Here is a 25,259-nt window from a genome sequence, read left to right on the forward strand (position 1 = left end):
TAAATATTTCTAATTGTAGTATTGATATATACTACATTTATTTATATATTTGGACCGGTATAATTATCACTGTAAAGTCATTAAGAGGTGACAAAAGTGAAACAGAATGAGATCCAAATGGCAATCAAGATCGCAGTGCTCGGAAAGAAGTCAAAGACATACACTGTGGAGACTGAAAAAGGAAAATGCCAGGAGAGCGGCGGGATGAGCAGCTGGGGCGTAATGATGATGAGGTAAAAATATGATAATCCTAAATGAAGATGACATAAGGACATTGAGGGAGCAAGGTTTCCTCAGCATAGAGCGACCAGAGGGAAAGCTTGTGCTCTATCATGAGACATCGATGGAGATAATGTGAGGTGATAAGATGAAACCTACACTTATGGAACTGGAAGCGGATCTTGATAAAATCATGGGAGGCAAAGAGCCAGATGGGATTCCTATTGGGTTGGGCTCCTGTCAAGGAACCTTAGAAATGCAATTGCTGATAAGACCTTACTTGAGACTCTTAAAGGATGAGAAGGGCATCACAATACCTGAAGCAATCACCATGGCACTCGAAAGATACAAAGGGAGCCTGCCATTGGTTGATGGGATATACTTTGCATGGGGCACCTACAGGAACCCAGAAGAGGAAAATCAAGCGATGGCTGGTGTTGAATCACAGATCTTGACAACGTATAAAGAGTTAGGCATAGAATTCAATTCAATAAAATAGACATGCTACCACAAACTAAATAAACAAATCATGGGGTTGATTAAATATGGAAGACGAATGGATGCTTGCAGAAGAAATTCCTGATATAGATTTCTTTTTCTCGCAGATATGGCTGAGCGCTTTTGTGAATGATATGGAAAAAAGCGTTGGAACAAATTATGAGAAGATACTCTGTGTGTACAGGGGATTCAACCTGACATTCTATTACGGCAAAGATGATTCAAAGAGATTTGCACAGCATGTCATAGATCTCATCAAGAAAGACAGGAAGTTTGGGCACAGGATAAATGACCAGATCTATAAGTTATCTGATAAACTTGCCACCTTCAGCAAGATGATTTATGATGCAGACCTTGGGAAGATGGACAACAATGAGCTGCTCAGACTGTTCAAGACACATGATGAGATGCATACTGAGCTGTATCAATGGGGATGGCTGCCAAATTCAATAGACATGTTCCATCCATTGTACACGGAGCTGCTGCTTTCCTATCTTGAGAAGAAGACAGGATCAAAAGAGGGAGCTAACAAGGCGTTGATAGCACTTACGCAGCCGCAGAAGAATTCCATACTTGCTGATATCGACGATGAGCTGCTGGAGATCGGTGCTGAGATAGAGAAGGACCAGAGCCAGACAGAGGTCTTCAAGAATAATAGCGCTAAGGCGATAAAGCAGAAGCTCAAGAAAGAGTTCCTGCAGAAGCTTGAGGATTATTGGCAGAAATACATGTATCTAGGTTATATGTGGTTAGGAATAGGGAAACAACTAGATGTGGAGGATTATATACAGACGCTGAAGGATTTTGTGGGCAAGGGTGTGAAGCTGACTGAGCAGGCAAAAGAGAACAAGAGGAGAGTTCTTGAAGATAACAAGAGAAGGAAAGAGGTGCTGAATGAATTGAAGATAGATGATGATCATAAAAACTTATTCGACCTCTGGGGAGATTTCATGCTGACGAAGATATACAGGAGGAATGCCCAGATCAAATCATTCTTCTATTTTGACAAACTTCAGAAGGAGATAGCAAAAAGGATAGGCGTGATACAAGAGCACCTGAGATTCATGCAGCCGGATGAGGTTGAGAATGCCTTGCATGGCGGTGAAGTGTATGTTGAGCTGCTCAACAAGAGGATGGAGTTCAGCGTCTACTATGCAGAGAAAGGATATGATGAATTTGTGACAGGAGAGGCTGCAAGAGAGCTGGCAAAAGCAGCAGAATCAGAAGTTGATAAGGATGTGACTGAAGTGACAGGCCAGGTCGCTTGCTTGGGGAAAGCAAAAGGCAGAGTGAAGATCATAATCAGGGCAAGCGATATGCATAAATTCGAGCAGGGTGACATCCTGGTGAGCATTGCGACAGATCCTGATGTTGTTCCAGCGATGAAGAAGGCAGCAGCAATAGTCACAGAGCAGGGAGGAGTCACTTCGCATGCAGCAATCGTGTCGCGTGAGTTAGGCACACCTTGCGTGATTGGCACAAAGATCGCAACCAAGGTCTTCAAGGATGGGGATCTTGTTGAAGTAGATGCAGAGAAAGGGATTGTGAGGAAAATCAGTAAATAAGATATTATTTTTCTGAAAATTCTTTATTATTGGTCTGCATTCTCGGAAATTTCACGATTTATTCTCTTTTTTTCCGGTTTCTTCGGAAGGAACACTGGACAAGTTGACGATGGGCATATTAAGATATTCAGATATAGATATAATGCCGTCGGTCCGGAGCCGACGGTTGCCCACACTGCAATGAACTAAGAGTGGAACTGATGGTTGCTGGGAAGGCCATTAAGTGATGAGACTCTGTTATGATGAGCAGTGTGGGCACTTCCTAGTTTAAATATTTTACTGCAAAACCCTTACAGTCTTCTCATAAGCAAATGAGGCAATGCCCCCAAGGAAGCCTGTTATCACCTGGAGAATGCCCATTGCAGTCAAGAATATTATTGGGATTATATCTAGGCTGTAGAGGATGTAGGCTGATAAGAACAAGAATGCTGATTTAAGAAGCACTCCGACGAATAGACTGATCCAATAAGATTTCCTGAGCTTCCTGAATGCCATGACAAGTAGGGTGTTGCCTATCCAGATGAAAGGAATCATGTAGAGCAGGAAGGGTGTGAAAGGCCCGAACAAGATGCCTCTTGACAAAACACCAAGAGAAGGCAGTAAGATTATCGGAAGAATCTTCCAGCCTTTGAGCTTCAGAGCATTGCTGATCAGGAAAGCATTGACCAACAAACCGACAACAATCTGAGGATGGCCGATGAAAAGCGGGATGCAGAAGCCAAGCACTGAAAAAATAACAAGCTCTGCAATCTGATAAGTGTTTGAGAAATCAACCTCTTCAAGAGTCACCCATTTTTTTATGTAAGCATACATGCCTGTTCACAATACTTATTCATTTAAATATTTTCTGGAGCGTCCAATCTTTCGCCTTGCTCAAGATATCTCAAGAAAATATTAGGGAAATAACAAATTCGCCTGCGAATTTGGATAAGCAGGATATTAACCCCAATATTTTCCAGAATAAGCAGTCTTAAGGCAAAGAATCAAAAGAACCACAACAACCTTTATAAATAAAATACCCAATAGCAGAGCAAAGAGGTGGGTAATGGACATCATCCTGGATGAATTCTGGAAGATACAGGACAAAGAGGGCTATGTCTCAGAAGAGGCCATGAAAAAGCTCTCGAAAAAGACAGGGATCCCGATAGTGAAGCTATATGCTGCAGCCTCATTCTATTCATTCATCTACACAAAGCCCCAGGGAAAATATGTGATAAGGCTGTGCAACAGCCCATCATGCTATCTCAATGGAAGCCTTAACATAGCAGAATGGATTGAGAAAGAGCTTGGCATAAGATCAGGCGAGACCACAAAAGACAGACTCTTCTCATTCCACATAGGATCATGCATCGGATGCTGCAATGAAGCCCCAGCCATGATGATAAACGACAAGGTCTATGGAAATCTGACAGAGCAGAAAGTGAAGGGGATATTTGAAAAATGCAGAAAGTGAAAGTGATGCAGATACTGAAGAAAGCCGACGGCGCGCTCGAGAAAGCAAAACAGCTCGGACCTGAGAGAGTGATAGAGCTACTCAACAAGAAGGACCTCAGGGGAAGAGGAGGAGCAGGATTCCATACAGGCAAGAAATGGGAGATGGCAAGGAATGCGCCTGGCGAGAAAAAATATGCGGTCTGCAATTCTGATGAAGGAGAGCCAGGCTCATTCAAGGACAAGTTCATATGGAACAATAATCCAGAAGCGGCCATCATAGGGCTCCAGACAGCTGCGTTCTGCATAGGGGCCCAAGAAGCGCTGATCTATCTGAGAGGAGAGTACAGATATCTCAAGAAGAATATTGAGAAGGCCATAACGAAGATAGGCGGAGTGCCAGTGAAGATCGTTGTCGGAGGAGGGGCATATGTGTGCGGAGAAGAGACAGCAATCCTTGAATCAATAGAAGGAAAAAGGGGCCAAGTCAGGAATAAGCCGCCATATCCAGTGACATATGGATTATTCGGGATGCCGACAGCAGTCAATAATGTAGAGACACTTGCAAATGTGCCACTTGCAGTGCTCTATGATGACTGGGATCCCAACCTGCGGCTTTTCTCATTATCAGGCAATGTGACAAAGCCAGGAGTTTATGAACTGCATATGGGCAGCAAATTCTCAGATCTTTTGGATCAGGGAAAACCAAAAAACAGGATAAAGGCTGCATTCTTAGGATGCTCAGGAGGAGTCATACCCTATGATCCTGACATGAGACTGACACCAGAACAGGTATGTGATATGCGATGCAGGCTCGGATCAAGAAGCTTCATAGCAGCAGATGAGAAGCACTCAATAGTGGAGCTGGCTGCAAACATCGCAAAATTCTATGAATATGAGAGCTGCGGCAAATGCACTCCGTGCAGGGAAGGCAACCACAGGATAGTCATGATACTTGAAAGTATGCTGGCGGGAAAAGGGAAGAGAGAGGACCTTGATACCCTGCAGGAGCTTGCAGAGGTCATAGAAGAGACATCAAGCTGCGGGCTCGGGCAGACATCAACACAGCACCTGAAGACAGGGCTCCAGCATTTCAGGAAAGAATTCGAGGCATTGATAAAATGAGAGTGAAAGTGGACGGCAAGGAGATGGAATTCGATGCACAAAAGAGCCTCCTGATAAATCTTAGAGCAAAAGGATTCTCAATACCATCGATGTGCTACCAGGAAGGGCTTGAAGCAGAAGCAAGATGCAGGCTCTGTGTCGTCGAGATAAAGGGAAAGCTGAAGACAAGCTGCTCGACATACCCGGAAGAGGGCATGGAGATCCTGACCAGTTCAGACAAAGTCAAGAGGGCGAGAAGGGTCAATGCAGAGCTGCTCTTTGCAGAGCACAGGAAATGCACCAATGTAGCCGGCCATGATAATGTATGCCAGATGATCGACGGCATAGAAAATATCGGCTCCAGATTCGAACCGAGAAAATCATATGAATCAGAGCTGGGGAATGCTGTGATAAGGGACAACAACCTCTGCATAAACTGCGGGAGATGCGTGCAGGTATGCGCAAAAGTCCAGGCGACATATGCCATAGATTTTGCAAAACGCGGCCATCATGAGCATGTCACGCCCTATTTCGAGCATAATCTCGCTGATGTGGCATGCACAAAATGCGGGCAGTGCATAGCAGCATGCCCTGTCGGAGCCATATCAGAAAGGGAGCACATCCCTGAAGTCCTCAGGGCGCTCAAGGACAAGAAAAAGACAGTGATCGCACAGACCGCACCTTCAATCAGGGCATCGCTTGGCGAGGAATTCGGCATGGAGCCAGGAACACTTGTGAAAGGGAAGATGGTGGCTGCATTACACAGATGCGGATTCGACAAGGTATTTGACACAGACCTCGGGGCAGACATCACAATAATGGAAGAGGCATCTGAGTTCCTTGAAAGAGCGAAGAAAGGAGGGCCATTCCCGATGATAACGACGTGCTGCCCTGCATGGATAAAATGCATGGAGCATTTCTATCATGAGCTCATACCCAACATGAGCACATGCAAGAGCCCGCACACAATGCTTGGGATACTGATAAAGAAATACTATGCAAAGAAAGAGGAGATACCTGAGAAGGACATTGTTGTGGTGAGCATAATGCCATGCACAGCAAAGAAATTCGAGTCAACAAGGCCTGAGCTCTCAGGGGATGTGGATTATGTGCTCACAACACGCGAGACTGCAAAGCTCATCAGGCTTCACAATATCGACTTCAGGAACCTGCCGGATGAAGAATTTGATCCTGCGCTCGGGATATCCACAGGGGCAGGAGTGATATTCGGGGCTACAGGGGGAGTCATGGAGGCTGCGCTCAGGACAGCATATGAATTAGGGACAGGAAAAAGCCTGACAAAGACAGAATTCGAACAGATAAGAGGCATGGAAGGCATCAAAGACGGAAGCATAATCATAAACGGTAATGAATACAGGTTTGCAGTGGCCAACGGACTGGCACATGCGCGTGAGCTCATCAAGAAAAAGGATGATTATCATTTCATAGAGATAATGGCATGCCCCGGAGGATGCATAGGGGGAGGAGGACAGCCTCTGCCTGTGGATCAAGAGATACTGAAGAAAAGGATGAATGCATTATACCAAGAGGATGCCCTGCTCCCATTGAGGAAATCCCACGAAAATCCTATTGTCAAACAGATATATGCAGAATTCCTGGATCATCCTCTCAGCAAGAAGGCAGAGAAGCTATTGCACACAAGATACACAAAAAGAAGCCAGTTCTGATCATTTCTGATTTCCGAAAAAAAATTGAGAAAATAGGTTATTTAGAACAGATTTCCGTCGCTGATCAGATATTATCCGATTTCTCTGCAATATTATCATGAATCCTTGAAAAATCTTTTTTTAGCCTCAGATCAAATAGATTAACATAACCAACCCGAGGTGGGAAAATGAGCTACAAAAAAAGAGGATTCACAAGCTTTCTTGGAAAAGCTGTGCTTGGTGCAGCGATATTCTATATAGGGCACTTTTCAGGAAGCAGTGAGATGAGGCAGTTCAAAAATGATATCCAGCAGGATGTCAGTGCAGTAAGCAGGTATATGCCGCCTGCACAGCAGAGAAATTATGTCGACGACTATGTATCTGGATTGACACCTAATGAGAGAGTGAAAACAATCTCAGGATACATACAGGAGATGCCTGACAGGGAACAGGAGATGCTGGCATTCAGGATGTACAATTCCCTGTCTGATCCTGCAAAGAGCCAGCTAAACCATATCATCGAAGGGGCTAACCCCCCAGACAGGTATGACAAGGCAGCAGGATTCATCAGGGAACTTGTGGGACAGTTCTGAGGTGACAAGATGGAATACCAATCATCATTTGTCAGGCAGAAGATGGAATCAAAAGATAATGGATACGACATCCTCCATGCAGAGAACCAGGCACCGATGACATCGGCAACCTCATTCCTGGAGAAGAACCACCCGATATTCGAGGAATCCATGAGGGTGCTTCAGGAATGCCAGAGAGAATATGACCGTGTGGCAAATGAGTACGGAGGAATCGCCGGCAAGGTGATGATAGCACTGAACCTCACAACACCGAAAAAGAGGCTTGAGAAGAGGGTTGCGAACCTAGAGTTCAACATCAGTGTCCTCGAGGAGATAGTGACGCATTCAGAGCAGTCCATAAAAGATCTGCATGGGCACTACATGTCAAGCTCAAGGGCCAAGATCGTGGCAGGCAGGAGCATGCAGGGCTATGAAAAGGTCGGCAAGGACATCGAAGAGCAGGCCGCACTCCTCATTGAGGATTACAACAGGTGCGATGATGAGGCCCTGAAGCTAGAGATAGAGAATGAGCTGTTCAGCCTTGAGCAGGACAGGCAAAGGGTGAAAGGGGAGCAGGAAGAATGCGCTGCGGAGATAATATTCCTCGACAATGCACTTGGCTCGCTCAACAAGTACAAGTCAGCAATGGGAAGCCTGACAAAGACAGCGAGGGCAGCGCTCAACTCAGGCAGGCTAATCAAGCGTGAGGTGGAATCATCACTGCCGTATGTTGTCAAGGGGCAGGAGACACTCAGCGCAATACAGGACATCTACCAGAACATACAGGCGCTCAAGACTGACCTGAGCAGGATATATGAAGTGAACCTCCGGAGCGTCGCTGAAGTGACAAAATATCACCTTGACCCATCGACAGCAAGGCTCGTGGATCCGGGGAAGACAAAAGCAGACGACTACAGCTCAAAAATAAAGGACAATATGGCAAAAGGGAGGGACACGCTGATCGATCAGGCAATGAAGATCATCGATAGGGACAGGAACAAGAAGAAGGGAAAAGATGCTTGAGCTAAGGATAAGTGAAGAGGAGATATCACAGGCCACAGAGAAGGCATGCGAGAGGCTGAACAATACAATATACAGCTTCAGGAGCTTCTTCAATAACCTCTACAGCAACAGGATGAGACAGGATGGGCTTGAGTCAATAATAAGGTTTGAGCGATTCCTGGGCATGCAGGGATGCATAAAAGAAAGATGCAGAAGGGCCCTCAGGATAGACCTTAACAGGGAGCTCACGATAGAGGAAGACCATCATCTGAACCTGTATTCCCTCATGAGATCAGCAGAAAGGTCCCTTAAAGAGCGCCATGACGCAGACCCAGAGACATGCGAGCTCTCATTCGATTATCAGGCAGGGGAATACAGCCTCATAGATTCAATAATCAGGGGCTACATGAACGGAGCCAGAAGAAGACCAGACAGCATGCCGCAATACACAGATGATTTCCTGACAAGGATACTGGATGAGACATCGATGCTGACAAAAAAGACCGGCAGAGAGAAGATCAGGATCTCATTCAATGGCGACAAGAAAAAGGCATCAAACATCAGGCACAAGGACTATTCTGAGATCATAGGCGCGGAAGAGGCAGTGCACACACTGAGATATACAATAAGCAGGCTGTGCTGCTATGACCCTGAGCAGCAGAAGAACATCTATTCAGGCTCACTGCCAAAGTCAATCCTCCTGTACGGACCTCCCGGCTCAGGGAAGACAAGCCTGATAGATGCATCAATAGGGTATGCGCAGATGCTCTGCGACATGAAAGGCATGCCCTTCAATCCCGGTGTCATAGACAACTCCCTGAAATCCATGTGGATGGGGAAATCAGTGGAGAACATCAGGAGGATGATCGAGGATGCCAGATCACCTGACGGGGCAGGCCTCATAATCATCGATGACTTCGACATGGTGCTGAACAGCAGGCAGAGCAAGGAACAGAATTTCGGCGAGGTCCAGGTGCTGCATGAGCTTCTCAACCAGATATCAGGATACGGGCACAATAATGATGGGAATCATATCTATCTGCTGACGAGCAACATGCCTGGCGCTGCAGATACAGCCCTGTTCGACAGGATAGAAGAGAAGATCCCGGTTAGAGGATGCTGCACCCAGGAAGATTTCAAAGAGCTCCTGAATAAAGAGCTGGGCACATACAGGGATCATGCTGATGATGGAGTGATCGAGAAGCTATCATCAGACCTCGGGAGGATGGGTGCATCAGGAAGGACAGCAACAAGGATGGCCAGATCAATGATAAGATACATCGACCACAGGATACCTGGACCAGAGTTCATCTGCGCGCCATATCATATCCAGGCCGGACAGAACAACGGATACAGGAGATTCAGCATGAAAGAATTGGGGATCCTGGACCAGCCTGAGGTCAGATCATATGTATAAATCAGGCTTTGTGAAGAGGTGGGAGCAGAGGAGAGAAGAGTTCAGGAAAGAGCTTGAGAATCTTGTTCTCGAAGATTATGAGACCAAGCTGAGCAGGTTCTCCGGGGAGATGGACCTGGAGAAGGCTAGAGAGGCACTCGGGAAGCAGGCAGGATTCGATGAGATAAGAAGATATGACCAAGAGGCATATGTATTCCAGGAAAGCCTTGACGCAGGACTTTATCCCAAGGCGCAGAGGCTCCATTCGATGAACGCCCATACCCTCAGAGTGCAATCATCAGCAAGGGAATATATTTCAGCAATATTCAGCCAGACCACCTCTGAATTCAGGAAAACAAAGAAAGAGCCCCTGAATATCCACAAACTTGAATCATGCTACAACCAGATGCAGGAGATTGCAGGCATACTGGGCAATGAAGGAAGATTCTCTGGTGAGCTTGACACTGCAGAGGCCGGATTGAAGAGAGTCTACAGGAGAATAGCTGCCAATGATCCAAAAAAAAGGAAGGTGAGAAAAATGAGAAGAGCTGCTGCAACACTGGCATTGATCGCATGCCTTGCCGGCGCCGGCTATGCGAAAAAGGAGCATATCCAGTCGTGGATAAACCCAAAGATAAGCTCATATTATCTGAAACAGAGCAAGGAAAGCGCCGGCCTTGAGAGGAAGCTTGAGCTCAGCTACAAAGCACTCGAGAGGGACGAAAGCCCTGAAGCTCTTGCTTTCCATAATGAGGCATATGAACGCTACATGATGAAGCACGGCCAGAAAGAGGGGAAACCTGGGATGGAAAGCATGCTTAATACACTGAGAGCCCACAAAAGAGCAGCTGAAAAACCCCAGCCTTTCTCTGCGATCGAGCATATCATACAGGGCATATACGCACAGGACACGCAGGCCGGCATGCACCATTACAGTGAGGCCATAAAGCATGACAGGCATCTGCTCGTGCCATATTTCAGGATGGCAAAAATCTATTCAGACATGGATGAGAAGGAGAACATGCTCAGGATGATGGAATCTGCACACAGGATAGCCCCTGACAACATGAGGATCTGTCAGGAATACGGGTGGAGCCTCTTTGTCAACAGGCAGTACTTTGATGCCGCAGATGCACTGTCAGGGGCTGTAGATGACAAGAGCGGGGCAGACTTCCACGGGGCGCTGGGGACCTCCCTGGCATACACAGGCAGGGCTGAGCAGGGCATGAAGCATCTGCAGATTGCCGTCGACAAAGACCAAAAAAATGCTGCCTGGCAGACCCAACTCGGAGCACTCCACTACAGGCAGGGAGATCTTGCCAGGGCGAGGACCCACCTATACATTGCATACAGGAACGGCGGCGACCAGGAACTTATCAGGATCATAGAAAAGATTGATTCTCGTCTACAAGAACACAAAAAATGACGGATTCTCGAGGGAGAAACCGGAAAAAAGCAAAAAATATTTAAATACCGACGGTTTTGTGACCTTCATCCGGCGAGAGCCGGAAATAAAAAGAGGTGAGCCTAAATGGCAGTTAAAGTTGCAAAAGTCGGTATTAAGAGGAAACCGGGCTACCTGTATTTCATCGACAAGCAGGGAGATGTCTCCATGGCTAAGATGAACAGGGGCGGCAAGAAAAAGAAGAAAGCCGTGAAGAAGAAAGCAACCAAGAAGAAGGCAAAGAAAAAGAAGAAGTAATTGCCTTTTTTTATTTTTTTTCTAAATTCTGCTTAAGAATCTCAAGCGCCCTGACAGCAGTCTCTTCAGGCCTTATCGACGTAGTGTCTATATAAAACACCTTGGTGCCGGCCTTCTCAAACAGGTCCTTAATCCAGAGAGACTGATACCTCTTCTTTATCATCGCCTGGAAATCCAGATTCTCGAATATGGCCTTGTCCTGCTTCTTCCTCACACCGATCCTCCCAACCACAACATCAGGCTCGGCAACCAGGATAATGAGTATATCAGGCGGATTCTTCAAGGCCAGCTTGTTCCCCGGGAGCTTGAGGATATCCTGCATATCCATGCCATCACCCTGGACCGGCTGGTACACAAGGCTGGACGGCAGGCCCCGCTCCTGTATTATCATCTTGCCGGCCTGCAAAGCAGGGATCACCATGCAATTATACAGCATCTCCCTGTCCAGAGAGAAAGCCATGGCAGTCGATAATGCACCATAATCCCTGGAGTTCCTGCGTACGATCTCATCGCGGATCGCCTTGCCCACCATAGCAAAGGTCGGCTCAGCTGAAACAATGACATCATAAGTGATGAAATCATCCTTCAGGGGGATGCGTGAATTCCTCGACTCAAATTCCCTGGCATCAAAGACAGCATTGCCACGCTCTTTGAAGAAATCCTTGATAGAATCCAGAATCAATCCCTTGCCTGCAAGATCCATGCCTTCAATCATCACAAAAATAGCCATCACCTCTCATACTGATTCCTAAGCTGAATTTTATAAATCTTTTCAAAAGAAGGCAAGAAAACATTTAAATACATAATACACCAAGATAGTCTCATGAAATACAGATGCATGGCCTGCAATTACAGATTTGAATGGAAAAGGGAGAAAAAGCCTGAAAGGTGCCCTTACTGCGCAAAAAGAGCTGAGCTCAAGATAGAGATGTCCTCAGCAGACATGGTCAGAGATGTGGATGACATCGCATAAATGAGTATCCGGCTTCATTCTTTCAGCCTAATATTCATTTATTGATCCAAGCATTCATTTATTAATCCAAGCCAGCAATAAGATCAAGTGTACAATCCTGCAAATATTACCCCCTCATATCACATCATATAAAAACAAAATCTTTATATACCCACATCGGGCTTTAGAAGACATGAAAGAACGCATCACAGTGACTCTTGAATCTGACATCCTAAGACAGGTGGATCTCTCTGTCGATGGATATACCATCAAGAACAGGTCTCATGCCATAGAAGTGCTCCTCTGCAAAGCCCTCGGCAAAGACAAGGCAGGAACAGCCCTCATCCTCGCAGGAGGACGGCTGAACAGGCTGAAAGGAACGCTGACAAACATCTCGCCGGTCATGGCACTGGTCAAGAACAAGCCGATCCTGGAGCACAATATAGACCTCCTGAAAAGGTACGGGGTGAAGGAGATGATAATATGGATAAACCCCAGATCCCAGGACGTCAAGGATTATTTCGGCGACGGAAGCAGATTCGGGGTGAGCATCACTTATCTGGATGAAGGGGAGCCACTCGGCACAGGAGCGCCGCTGAAGAAAGCAAGGCCTTTCCTCAAGGAGACATTCATCGTGTGCAACGGCGATGAGCTCAAGGATGTCAACATAGACGACCTCATGAGATTCCACAGGGACAAGAAAGCAAATGTCACCTTAGCCCTGACCACTGTACAGGACCCCAGCAAATACGGGGCCGCAAACCTCCATGGGGACAGGGTGATCGACTTCACAGAGAAGCCGAAAAAGGGCACGCATAGCTCAAACCTGATCAATGCCGGCATCTACATATGCGAACCAAAGGTGATAGACCTCATACCTGATGGTCATGTCGGCATGGAAAAGGACATATTCCCCCTGATCGCCAAAGACAAAAAGCTTTTCGGGTTCAGCTTCTGCGGCCAATGGTATGACTGCGGAAACCAGGAAGGATATGAAAAGGCACTCAAAGAATGGAAAGGATGAATGCTTCCCTACCTGAAATGATCATAGCCGCGGCCAAACTCCATAATCTTATTATTGTATGAAAGGACACATCCCCCGGATGTTATGACCCCTACAATGAAATATCTGCATCTTATCTTACCAAGATTTTTCCGAGGGATAGTGAAGAGCAGCTCATAATCCTCACCGCCGTAAAGAGCCAGCTTATACGGGTCCAGTCCCATCTTCCCAGATACCCTGATCAGCTCTCCGCTGACAGGAACAAAGGAATGGTATATCCTGCATCCTTTCTTCGAAAGGCGGCAGATATGCCTGAGATCAGTCGCGAGCCCGTCACTAAGGTCTATCATTGAGGTGGCAAAAGGAGCGATCTTCCTTGACAAATCCAGCCTGGCCCTTGGTTCAAGATGACGCCTGACAAGCGATGACTTTATCTTCCTATTTATGCAAAGCCTGCCAGCCTCTGACTCCCCGAGATGGCCTGTCACACAGATAAGGTCTCCGGACCTTGCAGTGCTCCGAAGCGAAATATCCTTCTTCTTCACAGACCCGGTCATGGCGACATTTATTATCAGTTTCTCAGACTTTGAGGTGTCACCGCCGATGATATCGATCCCGTGCCTCCTGCATGCCAGGCCCATCCCCTTGTAGATGCTCTTGACATAATCAAGGCCCACTTCAGGAAGCCCTATCGAGACAAGGCAATATTCAGGGGTGCCCCCTATTGCGGCAATATCAGAAACATTGACTTCGATAGCTTTCATGCCTATCTGCTCAGGAGTGAAATACTTCCTGGAGAAGTGAACATCCTCAATTAGGATATCGGTCGTATACACATGGAACTCGCTTTTCCTTGATGACCTCACAACAGCAACATCATCATCAATGCCGACGACAACATCCCTGTTCCTGGGCCTCCTCTTAATGCTCTCCAAAAGATGGACCTCATCCCTTATCTTGCCGCTCATCCCAGCAACCCCATTTCCTGTTCACCCAATCAGCTCCAGATACTTCCTGATCTGGAAACTTATGTCAGGCGCATTCAATATCGCAGATATCATGGCCACACTGCTGGCGCCTGCTTCCAGGACACAGGACATGTTCGAATAATCAATGCCGCCAATAGCGACAATCGGCAGACCAACAGCTGAATGGATCTCCCTTACCAGCCCTATGCCGACAGGAGGACCAGCATCACCTTTGGTTACTGTACCATAGATCGGACCCACCCCAAGATAATCAGCGCCACCCTCCTTAGCCGCAAGAGCATGCTTCATCTCGCTGCAGGAAACCCCTAAAATCCTGCCACCGATTATCTCCCTTATCTCATGAAAAGTCCTGCTGCACAGGTCATTCTGACCAAGATGGACCCCGTCTGCATCAACCTTCTCGCACAACTCAGGATAATCATTGATGATGAAAGTTGCATGATGATCCCTTGTGAGATGACGCAGCCTAAGAGCTTCAGACTCGAGGTCTTCAGGACTGATATTCTTCGCCCTCAGCTGAATAATCCTGGCGCCGCCCTCAAGCATCCTCTGGACCTGATCATAGAGGGGCAATGCACAAAATTCAGTGTCAGTTATGCAATAAAGCCTTGCCGGGAAATCAAATTCCATTAGACAACAGAATAGGTGATGATTAATAAAAATTATGTATTTTCAATGAATTCTCAATTCTGTAGATACATGGAAATAACGATTTCATGAATAATCTATAATGATTTCATAAATAATATAAAGGGCCCTTAGCTCTTTCAATGCATGATATGCCTAGGGATAGAGAGTACAGCACACACATTCGGAGCAGGGATCGTCAAAGGGAAGAAAGTCCTTGCAAATGCCATGGATTCCTTCACAACAGAGAAAGGCGGCATGATACCCTCAGATGTGGCAGAACACCACATCCAGGCATGTGATGAAGTCATCAATAAAGCACTCTCCCAAGCAGGAATCACGCTTGCGGATATTGACCTGATCGCTTATTCAAGAAGCCCGGGAATAGGACATACGCTCAGGATCGGGGCAGTGGCTGCAAAATCACTGGCAATCCGGCTTGGAGTGCCGATTGTCGGGGTGAACCATTGTGTCGCACATCTAGAGATAGGGAGACTTCTGACAAAGGCTAAGGATCCAGTGCTGCTGTATGCATCAGGGGCAAATACCCAGGTCATAGCATATGAAGCAGGGAAATACAGGGTATTCGGAGAGACGCTTGACATCGGGATAGGCAATTTGCTTGATGCATTCGCCAGATCGATGGGGCTCGGATTCCCAGGAGGCAAAAAAATATATGATCTCGGCCTGAAAGGCAAGAACTACATCGAACTGCCCTATAGAGTCAAGGGCATGGATGTGAGCTTCGGCGGGCTTCTCACAAATGTCAAGCAAAAAGCAAAATCAGGAGAGCACAAGATAGAAGACATCTGCTACAGCCTGCAGGAGACAGTGTATGCAATGCTTGTCGAGGTGAGCGAGAGGGCTATGGCCCATACAGGCAAACAAGAACTGCTCCTCGGCGGAGGAGTGGCGTGCAACAAACGTCTCCAGGATATGGCGCAGAAGATGTGCAAGGAAAGGGGAGCCATATGCTTTGTGCTCGATAACCAATTCAATGTAGATAATGGGGCGATGATAGCCTGGCTAGGCATGCTCGAGCATGAAGCAGGGAATTCCAATATGGATCATGGCTCATGGGGGATAGACCCTTATGAAAGGACTGATGACATCAAAGTCAACTGGCGATAGAATCCAGGAACTTCGTCTTCTCGATTATCAATGCAATAGCGATGACAAAAGGCACAGAGACAATGAGCCTTAACAGGAGGAACCTGAATCCGAGGAATGAGAGCTCGAATATCTCCTCCACAAACTTGAAAGTGGACCAGGCACCGATGAACAATGCGACATTCAGGAGCCTGGCACCTTTCTTCCTCATGGCAGCTGCCAAGGGAAAAGCCAGGTAAAGAGGTCCGAGCATGACAGTGCCAAGCATGAAGCTCAGGACAGCCCCTTTCACTCCAGAAGCCTTCCCCAGGCGCTTGACAACAGCTTCCTTAGGGACCCATACCTCAAAAAGGCCCATCAGGATGAAAAATCCTGGGAGAAAATACAATATCATTAGAAGATGGCTGAAATCCGCCTCCAGAATCATGCTCCTGTAAAAATCAGGCCACTTCAGCATTGTCACAAGCATGACTGCAATTATCATGGTCAGAATTGCCTTGTGATGGTGGTTCTTCATCCTATGGATCAATATACCACCCCGATAATCGCACCTACTAATATAGCAGCCACGAGGCCAAGGCTGTTCCTCACAAGAGCGAAACGCCAGCCCATCTCCTTGATCTCTATAGGGAGACTGAAAGAGTGCACCATTATCAGGCTTGTTATCAGAACACCGATAAAACCAGGGTTGACACCGCTTGAAAGGAGCTGGCCTGCAATCGGGAATGTGATGAATTCTGGGATATGCACAATGGCACCCAGCAAAGCAGCGAGGACATAGCCCTTCAGGCCGGGATTGGCAGAAATTTCAGTAATAATGCCTTCATAAGAAAACAGCTTCTGGATGAACAATAGGACAAGTATCACTATTATCAGCAGAGGGAATATCTTCTGGAAAGATCTCCAGGCCAGGCGCAGTGACTCATTTGTCTTATTATTATCACGCCTGAAGAAGCAAACAAGCACTGTAAAGACAACAATATTAAAAATTATCGGCACAATCATCGTCAACTAAAACAAATATGTGTTTAAAAAGTTTATCTAATGCTCTGAGGAAGAGAAAGAGAGAAAAATAAAGCGAAAGAGAGAAAGAAATGAAGAGAAAGAGATAGAGAGAATAATCCACATCTCCAAAACCAGATAAGCCAAAAACCGGATCAGGACTTAAGCAGATAAGAAATGGTGTATCTCCTGTCAATGCTCAATACATCCTGCGGAACCCTGAATGAGGCCTTCATCTTATCCAAGACCACATTGAACACAACATAAGAACCTGTGATGCCCAAAGTGAATGCGAGGCGCTCAATGACAACAACAGGGATAAGCATCAGCCACTGCTCAGGTGCCATAGGCACAGCATACATCCAGGCAGCGCTCCCGACTGCGTGGGCAGTGAAAGTCGATCCCAGGCTCTTCAGCAGAAGGTTGTCAGAATACCTCTTTGGGAGGATCTTGACAATGACTGGGATCCACCAGAACATCGCATAAAGCCATGCAGCCCTCCCTGTCGGGTTAGCGATGAACAGAGCCATGCAGACAAGAGGGACAGCAATGCCGATGTATCTTCTCTTTGAACCAAAATATATCGCTGCAAATACCATGGGGGTCAGCCTAATCATGTTTATCAGGGTGAATGCCTTGCCGAATATCAGGTAATCGGCAATCTGCGCCCCAAGAACAGATATCGCACCAAAAACAGGGCCTAGAAAAGCTCCTGCAATAGGACCGAAAAACTGGAAAAGAGTGAAGTACTGGGCTTCTGATCCTATCACGCTTGAGAAATTGAGCCTGTTCGCAACAAACACCACTGCAATGAACAGCCCGAGGAATGCAATCCTTTTGACACTGAAGATCTCCTGAATTTTCATGATACAAGTGAATCTTAAGGCATCATATAAAAAGTTTTCTGGCATTAAACAGCATGATCATGAGTAGAATTTGTATTCCTGCAGTGATGAATCTTATCAATTCACTTTGTGTGCGACTTCCTGAACTTCTTCTCTAATTCAGGAGGGAACTCATTCAGGATAAGACCGCACTCCCTGCATACCAGCTCATCATCCTTCTTGCTGTAAGCCACATCAGGGCTGCCGCAATCAGGGCATTCCTTAAGATCTGAAAGCTTCATATCAGGCCAGAAATCGGATTGTCAATATAAATATTTTGCTGTGAGAGCCCTGAACAATTAAGGATGTGCTAGAAATGTGAGAATGAGCTATTCCAGACAGGAAGTTATTTTGCTGTTTTTCTTGCTTCGATTATCTGATCAAGGATCTTCTGCCTGCCTCTCCACTCAAGGGCCTGCTCGAGGACTTCGCTCAGTGTGTCAACAGGTATGATCGTTATTTTCTTCAGCGTCTCTGCTTCAAGCACAATATCCTTCATATTGGACCTTGGCACAATCACATTCCTGATGCCTGCCTCAGCAACTGCCTCAACCTTGGATGAGACACCCCCGACAGGAAGGACTTCCCCCCTCACAGAAAGGGAGCCTGTCATCGCAAAATTCTGCTTCACAGGGATCCCCTTAAGGGCGCTGATCACTGCTGTGGCGACAGCTATAGATGCAGAATCCCCTTCAACACCCTCATAGGTCTGGAGGAACTGGACATATATATCATACTTGCCCTTGATGTCCTCGCCGAAATACCTCTTCACGATAGCAGAGACATTCTTCACAGCCTCCTTTGCAATTGTCCCCAGCTTGCCGGTCGCAATGAACTGGTTCTCCTTGCCGCCGAAAGTCACCTGGGCCTCGATAGGGAGTATTATCCCAGACAGGGCGCTTCCGCTTCCCATGACAGCCAGTCCGTTAACCCTCCCGACTGTCCTGCCTCTTATCTTGATGACCTCATAATCCTTCTTGCGCTCTATGTACTTGTCAGCTATCTGCTGTTCGAGCGTCCTGGCAATCTTCAAAGCTTCCAGGATATGCTTCCTCTCGACAATCTGGGCATTCTTCTCAACAGCCAGGTCACCTGCAGCCCTGACCAACCCACCGAGCTCTCTCAGCCTCAATGTGAGATGCCCTTTCCTGTTAGCCATCTTCCTCGCCTCATTGAGTATCTGCGAGACAGCCTCTCTCGAGAAATGAGGTATCTTCTTGTCCTTGTCGACCTCCTGGGCAACAAAGACTGCAATCTTCCTCCTGTTCTCAGGCGTATCAGGAAGCGTCTCATTCATGTAGACCTCATAGCCATAGCCCCTTATCCTTGACCTGAGCGCAGGGTGCATATGCTTGACTGTCTCAAGATTTCCTGCTGCGACAAGGATGAACCTGCACGGCACAGGCTCTGTCCTGACCATGGCGCCTGCACTGCGCTCGCTCTGCCCGGTTATCGAATATTTCCCCTCCTGCAGGGAGGTCAGCAGCTCCTGCTGGGTATGAGGCTGGAGAGTCGCTATCTCATCTATGAAAAGGACACCCATGTGGGCCTTATGTATCATCCCGGCGACAACCCTCTCATGCGCAGGAGTCCCGAGACCGCCGCTCTGGAAAGGATCGTGGAGAACATCTCCGAGCAGGGCTCCGGCATGAGCGCCAGTGGCATCCATGAAAGGGGCCTGCTCCTTATTGAAATTATCCACAATGACTTTAGGGACAAGAGTCTTGGTGTTCATCTTCTTGCCGATGTTCATTATCATTATTATGCCGATGAGGAACATCATGGAGGCGATGAGAGAAGCGGCATAGACGACATCAGGGAGATATCCTGTACGCCATGCCCACCAGGGAAGCAGTGAGAACACAACCAAGAGAACAAAAAGGATCACGTTCTGGTTGCGCATGAGCCCCATCGATGAATACCTTGCCTGATTGACAATCTCCCTGCCCTGGCCAGCAGCGACAGTCCTTATCAAAGGCTGGTTCTCATCATTGGGATTCGGGAAGGAGACTATGTCCATGAGCTTCTCCTTGGGAAGCAGCTCTGCGAGGGCCAAACCAAGCATGCTCTTCCCTGTCCCAGGCTCGCCTATAAGAAGGACATGCCTCCTCTGGTTTGCGACCTTCTTTATGACCCTGACAGCCTCATCCTGGCCGATCACCTGGCCTATCATGGTCTTGGAAAGCTCAATATCCTTGGTTGTCTGGAACTCAATGCCTAGGTCAGACTCATCCACAATCTCATACACCTTGCCATCCTGCGGCAGTGCCTTGTCAGATGCAGCACCCTTGGAAACAACATTCTTGGATTTGGGATCCTTGAACTTACCACCCTTGGACTTTCCATCCTTGGGCTTACTATCCTTGGTTTTGACATTCCTGGATCCCTGCTTTGCCTTACGGACTGAAGATTTTACAGGCTTCCTTGAGACATTCTTAGAATCCTTTCCCTTGACAATTTTGCCTGCCATCACCCTGCGAACGAGAGGTGCATTTTTAAATTTTATGCAGAATAAGTCAAGAGAACAGCGAAAAAACAGAGCAAAAATGCAATATTTCCGGGTTTTCCTGAAAAACGTTTATATTGCAGGATAACCCCCATATTCCGGGATTGATATGGATGAGAAACTGCTGCTGAAAGGTGCATTGATCGGAAGCATCATAGGACTTATAGGGCTGCTTGTGACAGGAGCCACAAGCGAGAGCATAAAGGACTATGAAAACAAGGAAATGCTGGATTATGGAAGCGAAATGAGAGCAGAAGGAGTCATAGATTCAATAAGCTCAAACGGCAACATGAGCTTCATAACACTCAAAAGAGAGACTGAACTCGGGATAATACTGTTTGACAGCTATCCCCTGCCATTAGAAAAAGGGGACAGGATCGAGATAAGGGGCACATTGGATGAATACAATGGCGAAGATGAGCTGATAGCGAGCGAGATAAGGCTGATATCAAGGCAGTAACATCAGCATAATCAGGCAACAAACTATATAAATAAACATATCTCAACATGAACCATGAACCCGCAGCACAGAAAGACAGAGCATAAGTTATCAATGCCCATAATCTCTCTCTTGATATTCTTCTCACTGGCAATTCAGGCATCCGGCGGGATCTCAATACAGTATGAATGCTATGAAAACAGGTGCACAGCCAATGATTTCATAAAATGGGAAGTGAATTTCGTCAATGATGCTGAAGTCGGATTCACCATCAAGAGCATCCAGCTCGTGAACTCTAAGGATGCAGTTATTGCGCAGAAGATAGGAATAAACAGATTCCTGAATCCCGAGGAAAGCATATTATCATCATTCTCAGGCACAGTGCCTGCGCCAGACCAGGGCGACAAAGTGCTCTACAAGCCCTGCCTAGTCATAGAGATAGACGAGACAGAGAGCACCCTCTGCGCGCCAGAATACCTCAACCTCACTGTCGAGGAATTCGAAGGGGAATGCATGCTCGACACTGACTGCGAATATGGGTATGAATGCGTGGACAATACCTGCCAGGCAAGCGGGTGCGGATACTGCCAGTATTATCTCAATGGAAAATGCTTCGAATATGACTGCTGCAAGGATTCAGAATGCCTTTATGATGAGGTATGCGATGAGCACAGATGCCAGAAGCTGTCCTGCGGCACACTGGAACACCCGGAAGACCACGGATGCGTATCAGGATGCAGGACTGATGAATACCTGTCAAACGGCGAGTGCGTCAGGCTCGAATGCAGCTATGACGAGAGGGCAGAGAACCATTTCTGCATGCCCCTGAACTGCGGCGATGATGAGTATGCGAGCAACCATGAGTGCATCAAGCTGCAATGCGCGCCGGATGAGTATGCATCAGGGCACAGATGCATCAAGCTGCAATGCGCAGACGATGAGCTTGCGACAGAAGGAGGATGCGTCAAGCTCCAATGCGATGATGACGAGTATGTGTTCAATCACGAGTGCAAGAAGCTCATATGCGCATATGATGAATTCATATCAAACCACAAATGCGTGAAGCTGAACTGCGCAGAGGATGAGAAAGCAGAGCATCACACATGCGTCAAGCTCAACTGCGGAGCCCTCCAGAAAACAGTGAACCACCAGTGCACAGGCGGCGGCCTGCTGGTCTTTGTGCTGCTCGGCCTGTTCATAGGGGCTGTCCTGATAATATTCGTGGCATTCCTTCTCTCAAACATGAGCAGGGTCTGATCCCTAAGTCCTTACGACCGCACTGCTGCCGGAAAGCCTGTCTGCGAAACCTGCCCCTGCATAATACCCCCTTCTTGAATATACATCGAACAATGTGTCGAATAAGGTGCGCCTGGTCTCAAACCTCCTGAACTCGACAGTCAGGTTCAGCTCTGCCCCCAAATAATCCGCCACATCCTCCTTATAGCCGAGCTGGTCGACAAGGCCAAGCTCAAGAGCCTGCTTGCCGATATAGAATTTTGCTGATGAAATCTCACTGATCTGATCATCGCTCAGCTGCCTCTTCTCTGCGACATCATCAAGGAACATAGCATGTATCATGTCAATCGCATCCTGGAGATAAAACCTCTCATTGTCCCCAAGCTTCCTGAAAGGCACTCCAGCATCCTTATATTCACCAGAGACAAGCCTCTCATAGCTCACATTATATCTCTCCATGAGCCCGGAGAACTCGAGATATGAAGAGATGACACCCACACTCCCTGTTATTGACATAGGGGAACAGATTATATGGTCAGCTGCAGAGGCGATCCAGTAAGCGCCTGAGGTCCCAGACTCCCTGATCCATGCCACAGTAGGCTTCCCTACAGACTCCACTGCCCTGACGATTTCTTCAGAGGCGACAGCGCCTCCTCCAGGAGAATTAATCTCAAACACAATTGCCTTGATCGTGTCATCCTCATCCGCGTCTTCGATATGCCTGATGACATCATCAGACAGGACAGTGCTCTCGTCAAGGAAACCCCCGTCGCTGGTCGCGATGACCCCCTTTATCGGGATGAGCGCGACATTACCCTCACGATCCGGCACAGAGAACATCTGGATGCAGCTTGACAGCATGAAACTGAATGCTGAAAGCAGTATGATGACCAACAAAACAGTGCCCCACTTCCGGGAATTAGCCCCGGACCTGACATCCTTCACAGCAGGCGCAGGCCTGTATTCCTCGGGTATATCCTTATAAGGATCCTCTACAGATTTGACCTCTTGATTAGCGTCAGACTTTACCTGTGACTTAACAACAGATCCAACCTCAGACTTATCTGCAGGCTTTAGTTTCCGGACATTCTGTTTCTTCATAATTTCTCACCTGATTTCAGATCATATCTGCATTTATAACAGAAAGAATCCCTCGGCCCGAGCACAGCGCCGCATTTCGGGCAGTGCCTCTGATGACGATAGAGATCATTCTTCCTCTTATGATTAATCAATATGAAAGGGGATATGACGACAACCAATACAATTAGGGCCAAAAAGGCAATCCTGAAATAATCTGTCCTGCATGACCCGTCTTCAGCCTTCTGGAAAAAATGGCACAGCACATCTACACATTCATGGTCCTTTATGACCTGTCTCTTTCCGCAGTACAGTTTTATGCACCTGTGGTCCACGGCCTTCTCATCGTCAGCGCAGTTGAGCTTTATGCAGAAGAAACCTGACTTATATTCATCAGGGGTGCATTCCATATCGACACAATGATGGTCCATTATGACCTCATTATCTCTGCAGACAAGGGGGGTGCAGGTGTTGTTGATGCATGTGGACGCATCATTGCACATCCCCGGGGTGCAGCACTCAAAGTCATGGCAGGAATGGTTCCTTGGAAACTGGCATTCGGAGCAGTTCAGCTTCGTGCAGCGGGTATTGATGCATACCTCATCATCCCCGCAATACAGGGTACCCGGACAATAATTGGCCGGCTTGACAGGCAGGGTGTAGTTGTCATCATAGCAGAACTCAAGATTCTTATCGATGAACTCTGACCTGTTGACCTCGTACCCGAGAGCCCACCAGTCATCATAATCGACTTTCCTGGTGAAGCAGATATTGTAAACCACCTCATTGTCTGTATTAGGTGCAGGCAGGACTGAAGTGAAGTTGAGAGTCCTTGTCTCGCTGGGCGCAATCTCGAAGATATCCTCATAATGGGCTATCGATGACCCAGAAGGTGTCTTAAGGTTTATCTTATACAGGGCCAGGACCTTCCCGCCGTGATTCTTGTAAGTGAATATCCAGGTTATCTGATGGCCCTGCCTGCAGTCATCATCTTCGCAGACATAATCCATCTGATAGTCATAAGCAGCCAGCGCAGAGACAGACATAAGCATGAACATAATAGCTGCCAAAGAAAAGAACTTAAGCCCTCTCATAATCTCCCTCCTAGCTCGACTGTCTGGGTCCTTGACATCATCTCGCAGAGTCTCGTCTTCTTCAAGATAAGATGGAGCGGGTCAAATATCCAGAGGAAAAATATCGGGAAAACCGGTATGAGGAAGATGTTCCTGATGAAAACCTGCCAGGCAGTAAGCGGGGCATTTTCCAGAGAAATGACCCTGAGCCCGAACAGCATCTGGCCGACAGTCTGACCAAGCTTAAACTGGAGGATGAATGCATAAATGAAAAAGAAAAGGAAGATGAGCATCCCTATCATCAGAAGGACAGGATCAAGGGTCATGCTCTTCACTGCAGCAAATGACCTGTCAGGAATCCTTTCTGTCAGCATTGATCTGAAGGGAGTTGTGAAGAATATGTCAACAATGAAGATATCTGCCACAAAAGCCAGCAATCTCCTGAAAATGCCAGCCGACACTGGACCGGCTGAACCAACCTCTTTTTCAACTTCCATCACCCAAAAAAAAGCTGATGTATATTTAAGTTTTATTGAAAAGAGCCTTAAACCGGCCCTAAAAGGCCTTATTTGGCAAAAATTTTTAAATAAACCGAATTTCTAGGCTATCCATGAGCCGAAAAAAGGAAGAACAGGCAAGGCAGGAACAGATTGAGTCAGAAATCAGGAGAATAAAGCTTCCGAAAAGCCCTGAGACCTTCGGCATTGTAGAGCAGAGGCTTGGAGGCAGCAGGATGAAGGTGCGCTGCCTGGATGGCAAGGACAGGGTCTGCAGGATACCAGGAAGGCTCAAGAGAAAGCTATGGGTGCGAGAAGGTGACCTCATAATAGTAGAACCCTGGGAATTCTCAGCAGATGACAAAGGGGATGTCATATTCAAGTACAGGAATACCCAGATAGATTTCCTGAAGAAGAAAGGATATCTGAACAAACTAGCAGAGTTTGAAGAGTTCTGAGATAGATAAACAGGCAATCAGTTCTGGCATGATAGAACATACAATTATCAAAAGAGAAACTCAGTCTGACCATAATCTGATCAGAAATCATAGGTATGCTGCCCGACATATCCTGAGAATATCCTGACAAGAAACCTGCATCCAAAGCCAGCTGACAACAGGCGGCTCTGTCCGGAATCTTGCTAACGCTCGGGTTAGTGGCTTCAAAGTCCCTGTTAAAACCAATCCAAAGCTGACATTCCCCGAGCAG

Annotated in this window: 29 protein-coding genes; 17 read left to right on the forward strand and 12 right to left on the reverse strand. The window is 47.1% G+C overall.

What is annotated here, in order from left to right; all coding sequences use genetic code 11:
• The first annotated feature begins 96 nt into the window (after positions 1–96).
• The 3 genes from JW968_02645 to JW968_02655 all read left to right on the forward strand — a co-directional run bounded on the left by JW968_02645 (position 97) and on the right by JW968_02655 (position 2,282).
• Positions 97–237 carry a hypothetical protein gene (locus JW968_02645; GenBank protein ID MBN1385856.1) on the forward strand — a complete coding sequence of 47 codons (141 nt, stop codon included), beginning with the start codon at positions 97–99 and terminating at the stop codon, positions 235–237.
• A gap of 130 nt (positions 238–367) precedes the next feature.
• Complete coding sequence (locus JW968_02650; GenBank protein MBN1385857.1) at positions 368–718, forward strand: hypothetical protein; 351 nt, start codon at positions 368–370, stop codon at positions 716–718.
• A 334-nt stretch (positions 719–1,052) separates the two neighbouring features.
• Positions 1,053–2,282 (forward strand): hypothetical protein, encoded by a 1,230-nt coding sequence (locus JW968_02655; protein ID MBN1385858.1) that lies wholly within the window; start codon positions 1,053–1,055, stop codon positions 2,280–2,282.
• Between the two features lie 276 nt (positions 2,283–2,558).
• Here the strand turns inward: JW968_02655 and JW968_02660 are convergent, their stop codons facing one another.
• A complete protein-coding gene (locus JW968_02660) occupies positions 2,559–3,095 on the reverse strand; it encodes a hypothetical protein (protein ID MBN1385859.1) in 537 nt (178 codons plus the stop codon).
• A gap of 232 nt (positions 3,096–3,327) precedes the next feature.
• Here JW968_02660 and JW968_02665 point away from each other — a divergent pair, with 232 nt between their 5' ends.
• From JW968_02665 to JW968_02700, 8 genes are all read left to right on the forward strand, one after another.
• Positions 3,328–3,735, forward strand: coding sequence for an NAD(P)H-dependent oxidoreductase subunit E (locus JW968_02665; protein ID MBN1385860.1), 408 nt, complete (start codon positions 3,328–3,330; stop codon positions 3,733–3,735).
• Positions 3,723–4,838, forward strand: coding sequence for an SLBB domain-containing protein (locus JW968_02670; GenBank protein ID MBN1385861.1), 1,116 nt, complete (start codon positions 3,723–3,725; stop codon positions 4,836–4,838). The genes JW968_02665 and JW968_02670 overlap by 13 nt, the downstream gene beginning before the upstream one ends.
• The gene (locus tag JW968_02675; protein MBN1385862.1) at positions 4,826–6,505 is read left to right on the forward strand and encodes an iron hydrogenase small subunit; all 1,680 of its coding nucleotides are present in this window, start codon (positions 4,826–4,828) and stop codon (positions 6,503–6,505) included. Before JW968_02670 ends, JW968_02675 begins: the two co-directional genes overlap by 13 nt.
• 167 nt (positions 6,506–6,672) lie before the next feature.
• On the forward strand, positions 6,673–7,077 hold the full coding sequence (locus tag JW968_02680; GenBank protein MBN1385863.1) for a hypothetical protein: 405 nt from the start codon (positions 6,673–6,675) through the stop codon (positions 7,075–7,077).
• 9 nt (positions 7,078–7,086) lie between these two features.
• Positions 7,087–8,079 (forward strand): hypothetical protein, encoded by a 993-nt coding sequence (locus JW968_02685; GenBank protein ID MBN1385864.1) that lies wholly within the window; start codon positions 7,087–7,089, stop codon positions 8,077–8,079.
• Positions 8,072–9,475 carry an AAA family ATPase gene (locus JW968_02690; protein MBN1385865.1) on the forward strand — a complete coding sequence of 468 codons (1,404 nt, stop codon included), beginning with the start codon at positions 8,072–8,074 and terminating at the stop codon, positions 9,473–9,475. Before JW968_02685 ends, JW968_02690 begins: the two co-directional genes overlap by 8 nt.
• On the forward strand, positions 9,468–10,880 hold the full coding sequence (locus tag JW968_02695) for a hypothetical protein (GenBank protein ID MBN1385866.1): 1,413 nt from the start codon (positions 9,468–9,470) through the stop codon (positions 10,878–10,880). The genes JW968_02690 and JW968_02695 overlap by 8 nt, the downstream gene beginning before the upstream one ends.
• Positions 10,881–10,985: 105 nt before the next feature.
• Positions 10,986–11,156, forward strand: coding sequence for a hypothetical protein (locus JW968_02700; GenBank protein MBN1385867.1), 171 nt, complete (start codon positions 10,986–10,988; stop codon positions 11,154–11,156).
• A gap of 10 nt (positions 11,157–11,166) precedes the next feature.
• Here JW968_02700 and JW968_02705 read toward each other — a convergent pair whose 3' ends face one another.
• On the reverse strand, positions 11,167–11,886 hold the full coding sequence (locus JW968_02705) for a hypothetical protein (GenBank protein ID MBN1385868.1): 720 nt from the start codon (positions 11,884–11,886) through the stop codon (positions 11,167–11,169).
• Positions 11,887–11,979: 93 nt separating this feature from the next.
• Between JW968_02705 and JW968_02710 the strand changes: the two genes are divergently transcribed.
• A complete protein-coding gene (locus JW968_02710; protein MBN1385869.1) occupies positions 11,980–12,129 on the forward strand; it encodes a hypothetical protein in 150 nt (49 codons plus the stop codon).
• 172 nt (positions 12,130–12,301) lie between these two features.
• Entirely contained in the window at positions 12,302–13,132 is an 831-nt protein-coding gene (locus tag JW968_02715) for a hypothetical protein (GenBank protein MBN1385870.1), read from the forward strand.
• Positions 13,133–13,140: 8 nt separating this feature from the next.
• Here JW968_02715 and thiL read toward each other — a convergent pair whose 3' ends face one another.
• Both thiL and thiE read right to left on the reverse strand, forming a co-directional pair.
• On the reverse strand, positions 13,141–14,079 hold the full coding sequence (thiL, locus tag JW968_02720; protein ID MBN1385871.1) for a thiamine-phosphate kinase: 939 nt from the start codon (positions 14,077–14,079) through the stop codon (positions 13,141–13,143).
• Between the two features lie 21 nt (positions 14,080–14,100).
• Positions 14,101–14,730: a thiamine phosphate synthase gene (gene thiE / locus JW968_02725; GenBank protein MBN1385872.1), complete on the reverse strand. Its 630-nt coding sequence runs from the start codon at positions 14,728–14,730 to the stop codon at positions 14,101–14,103.
• 144 nt (positions 14,731–14,874) lie between these two features.
• On the opposite strand from thiE, the gene JW968_02730 reads away from it, so the two are divergent.
• Complete coding sequence (locus JW968_02730) at positions 14,875–15,858, forward strand: bifunctional N(6)-L-threonylcarbamoyladenine synthase/serine/threonine protein kinase (protein MBN1385873.1); 984 nt, start codon at positions 14,875–14,877, stop codon at positions 15,856–15,858.
• Here JW968_02730 and JW968_02735 read toward each other — a convergent pair.
• The 5 genes from JW968_02735 to lonB all read right to left on the reverse strand — a co-directional run bounded on the left by JW968_02735 (position 15,845) and on the right by lonB (position 20,193).
• Positions 15,845–16,366 (reverse strand): hypothetical protein, encoded by a 522-nt coding sequence (locus JW968_02735; GenBank protein ID MBN1385874.1) that lies wholly within the window; start codon positions 16,364–16,366, stop codon positions 15,845–15,847. The genes JW968_02730 and JW968_02735 overlap by 14 nt on opposite strands.
• A complete protein-coding gene (locus JW968_02740) occupies positions 16,363–16,842 on the reverse strand; it encodes a permease (GenBank protein MBN1385875.1) in 480 nt (159 codons plus the stop codon). Before JW968_02740 ends, JW968_02735 begins: the two co-directional genes overlap by 4 nt.
• 152 nt (positions 16,843–16,994) lie before the next feature.
• Positions 16,995–17,705: a hypothetical protein gene (locus JW968_02745; GenBank protein MBN1385876.1), complete on the reverse strand. Its 711-nt coding sequence runs from the start codon at positions 17,703–17,705 to the stop codon at positions 16,995–16,997.
• Positions 17,706–17,806: 101 nt separating this feature from the next.
• A complete protein-coding gene (locus JW968_02750; GenBank protein ID MBN1385877.1) occupies positions 17,807–17,965 on the reverse strand; it encodes a hypothetical protein in 159 nt (52 codons plus the stop codon).
• Positions 17,966–18,069: 104 nt separating this feature from the next.
• Positions 18,070–20,193 carry an ATP-dependent protease LonB gene (gene lonB, locus JW968_02755; GenBank protein MBN1385878.1) on the reverse strand — a complete coding sequence of 708 codons (2,124 nt, stop codon included), beginning with the start codon at positions 20,191–20,193 and terminating at the stop codon, positions 18,070–18,072.
• A 145-nt stretch (positions 20,194–20,338) separates the two neighbouring features.
• On the opposite strand from lonB, the gene JW968_02760 reads away from it, so the two are divergent.
• The gene (locus tag JW968_02760) at positions 20,339–20,689 is read left to right on the forward strand and encodes an OB-fold nucleic acid binding domain-containing protein (GenBank protein MBN1385879.1); all 351 of its coding nucleotides are present in this window, start codon (positions 20,339–20,341) and stop codon (positions 20,687–20,689) included.
• 54 nt (positions 20,690–20,743) lie between these two features.
• On the forward strand, positions 20,744–21,925 hold the full coding sequence (locus tag JW968_02765) for a hypothetical protein (GenBank protein ID MBN1385880.1): 1,182 nt from the start codon (positions 20,744–20,746) through the stop codon (positions 21,923–21,925).
• Positions 21,926–21,928: 3 nt separating this feature from the next.
• Here the strand turns inward: JW968_02765 and sppA are convergent, their stop codons facing one another.
• From sppA to JW968_02780, 3 genes are read right to left on the reverse strand one after another with little or no spacing between them, the layout of a single operon-like run.
• The gene (gene sppA, locus JW968_02770) at positions 21,929–23,005 is read right to left on the reverse strand and encodes a signal peptide peptidase SppA (GenBank protein ID MBN1385881.1); all 1,077 of its coding nucleotides are present in this window, start codon (positions 23,003–23,005) and stop codon (positions 21,929–21,931) included.
• Entirely contained in the window at positions 23,002–24,075 is a 1,074-nt protein-coding gene (locus JW968_02775; protein MBN1385882.1) for a hypothetical protein, read from the reverse strand. The genes sppA and JW968_02775 overlap by 4 nt, the downstream gene beginning before the upstream one ends.
• Complete coding sequence (locus JW968_02780; GenBank protein ID MBN1385883.1) at positions 24,072–24,551, reverse strand: RDD family protein; 480 nt, start codon at positions 24,549–24,551, stop codon at positions 24,072–24,074. The genes JW968_02775 and JW968_02780 overlap by 4 nt, the downstream gene beginning before the upstream one ends.
• Positions 24,552–24,664: 113 nt before the next feature.
• On the opposite strand from JW968_02780, the gene eif1A reads away from it, so the two are divergent.
• On the forward strand, positions 24,665–25,009 hold the full coding sequence (eif1A, locus tag JW968_02785) for a translation initiation factor eIF-1A (GenBank protein MBN1385884.1): 345 nt from the start codon (positions 24,665–24,667) through the stop codon (positions 25,007–25,009).
• The last annotated feature ends 250 nt before the right edge of the window (positions 25,010–25,259 follow it).

It is taken from the genome of Candidatus Woesearchaeota archaeon, from assembly GCA_016928155.1.
Taxonomy (GTDB): Archaea; Nanobdellota; Nanobdellia; order Woesearchaeales; family JAFGLG01; genus JAFGLG01.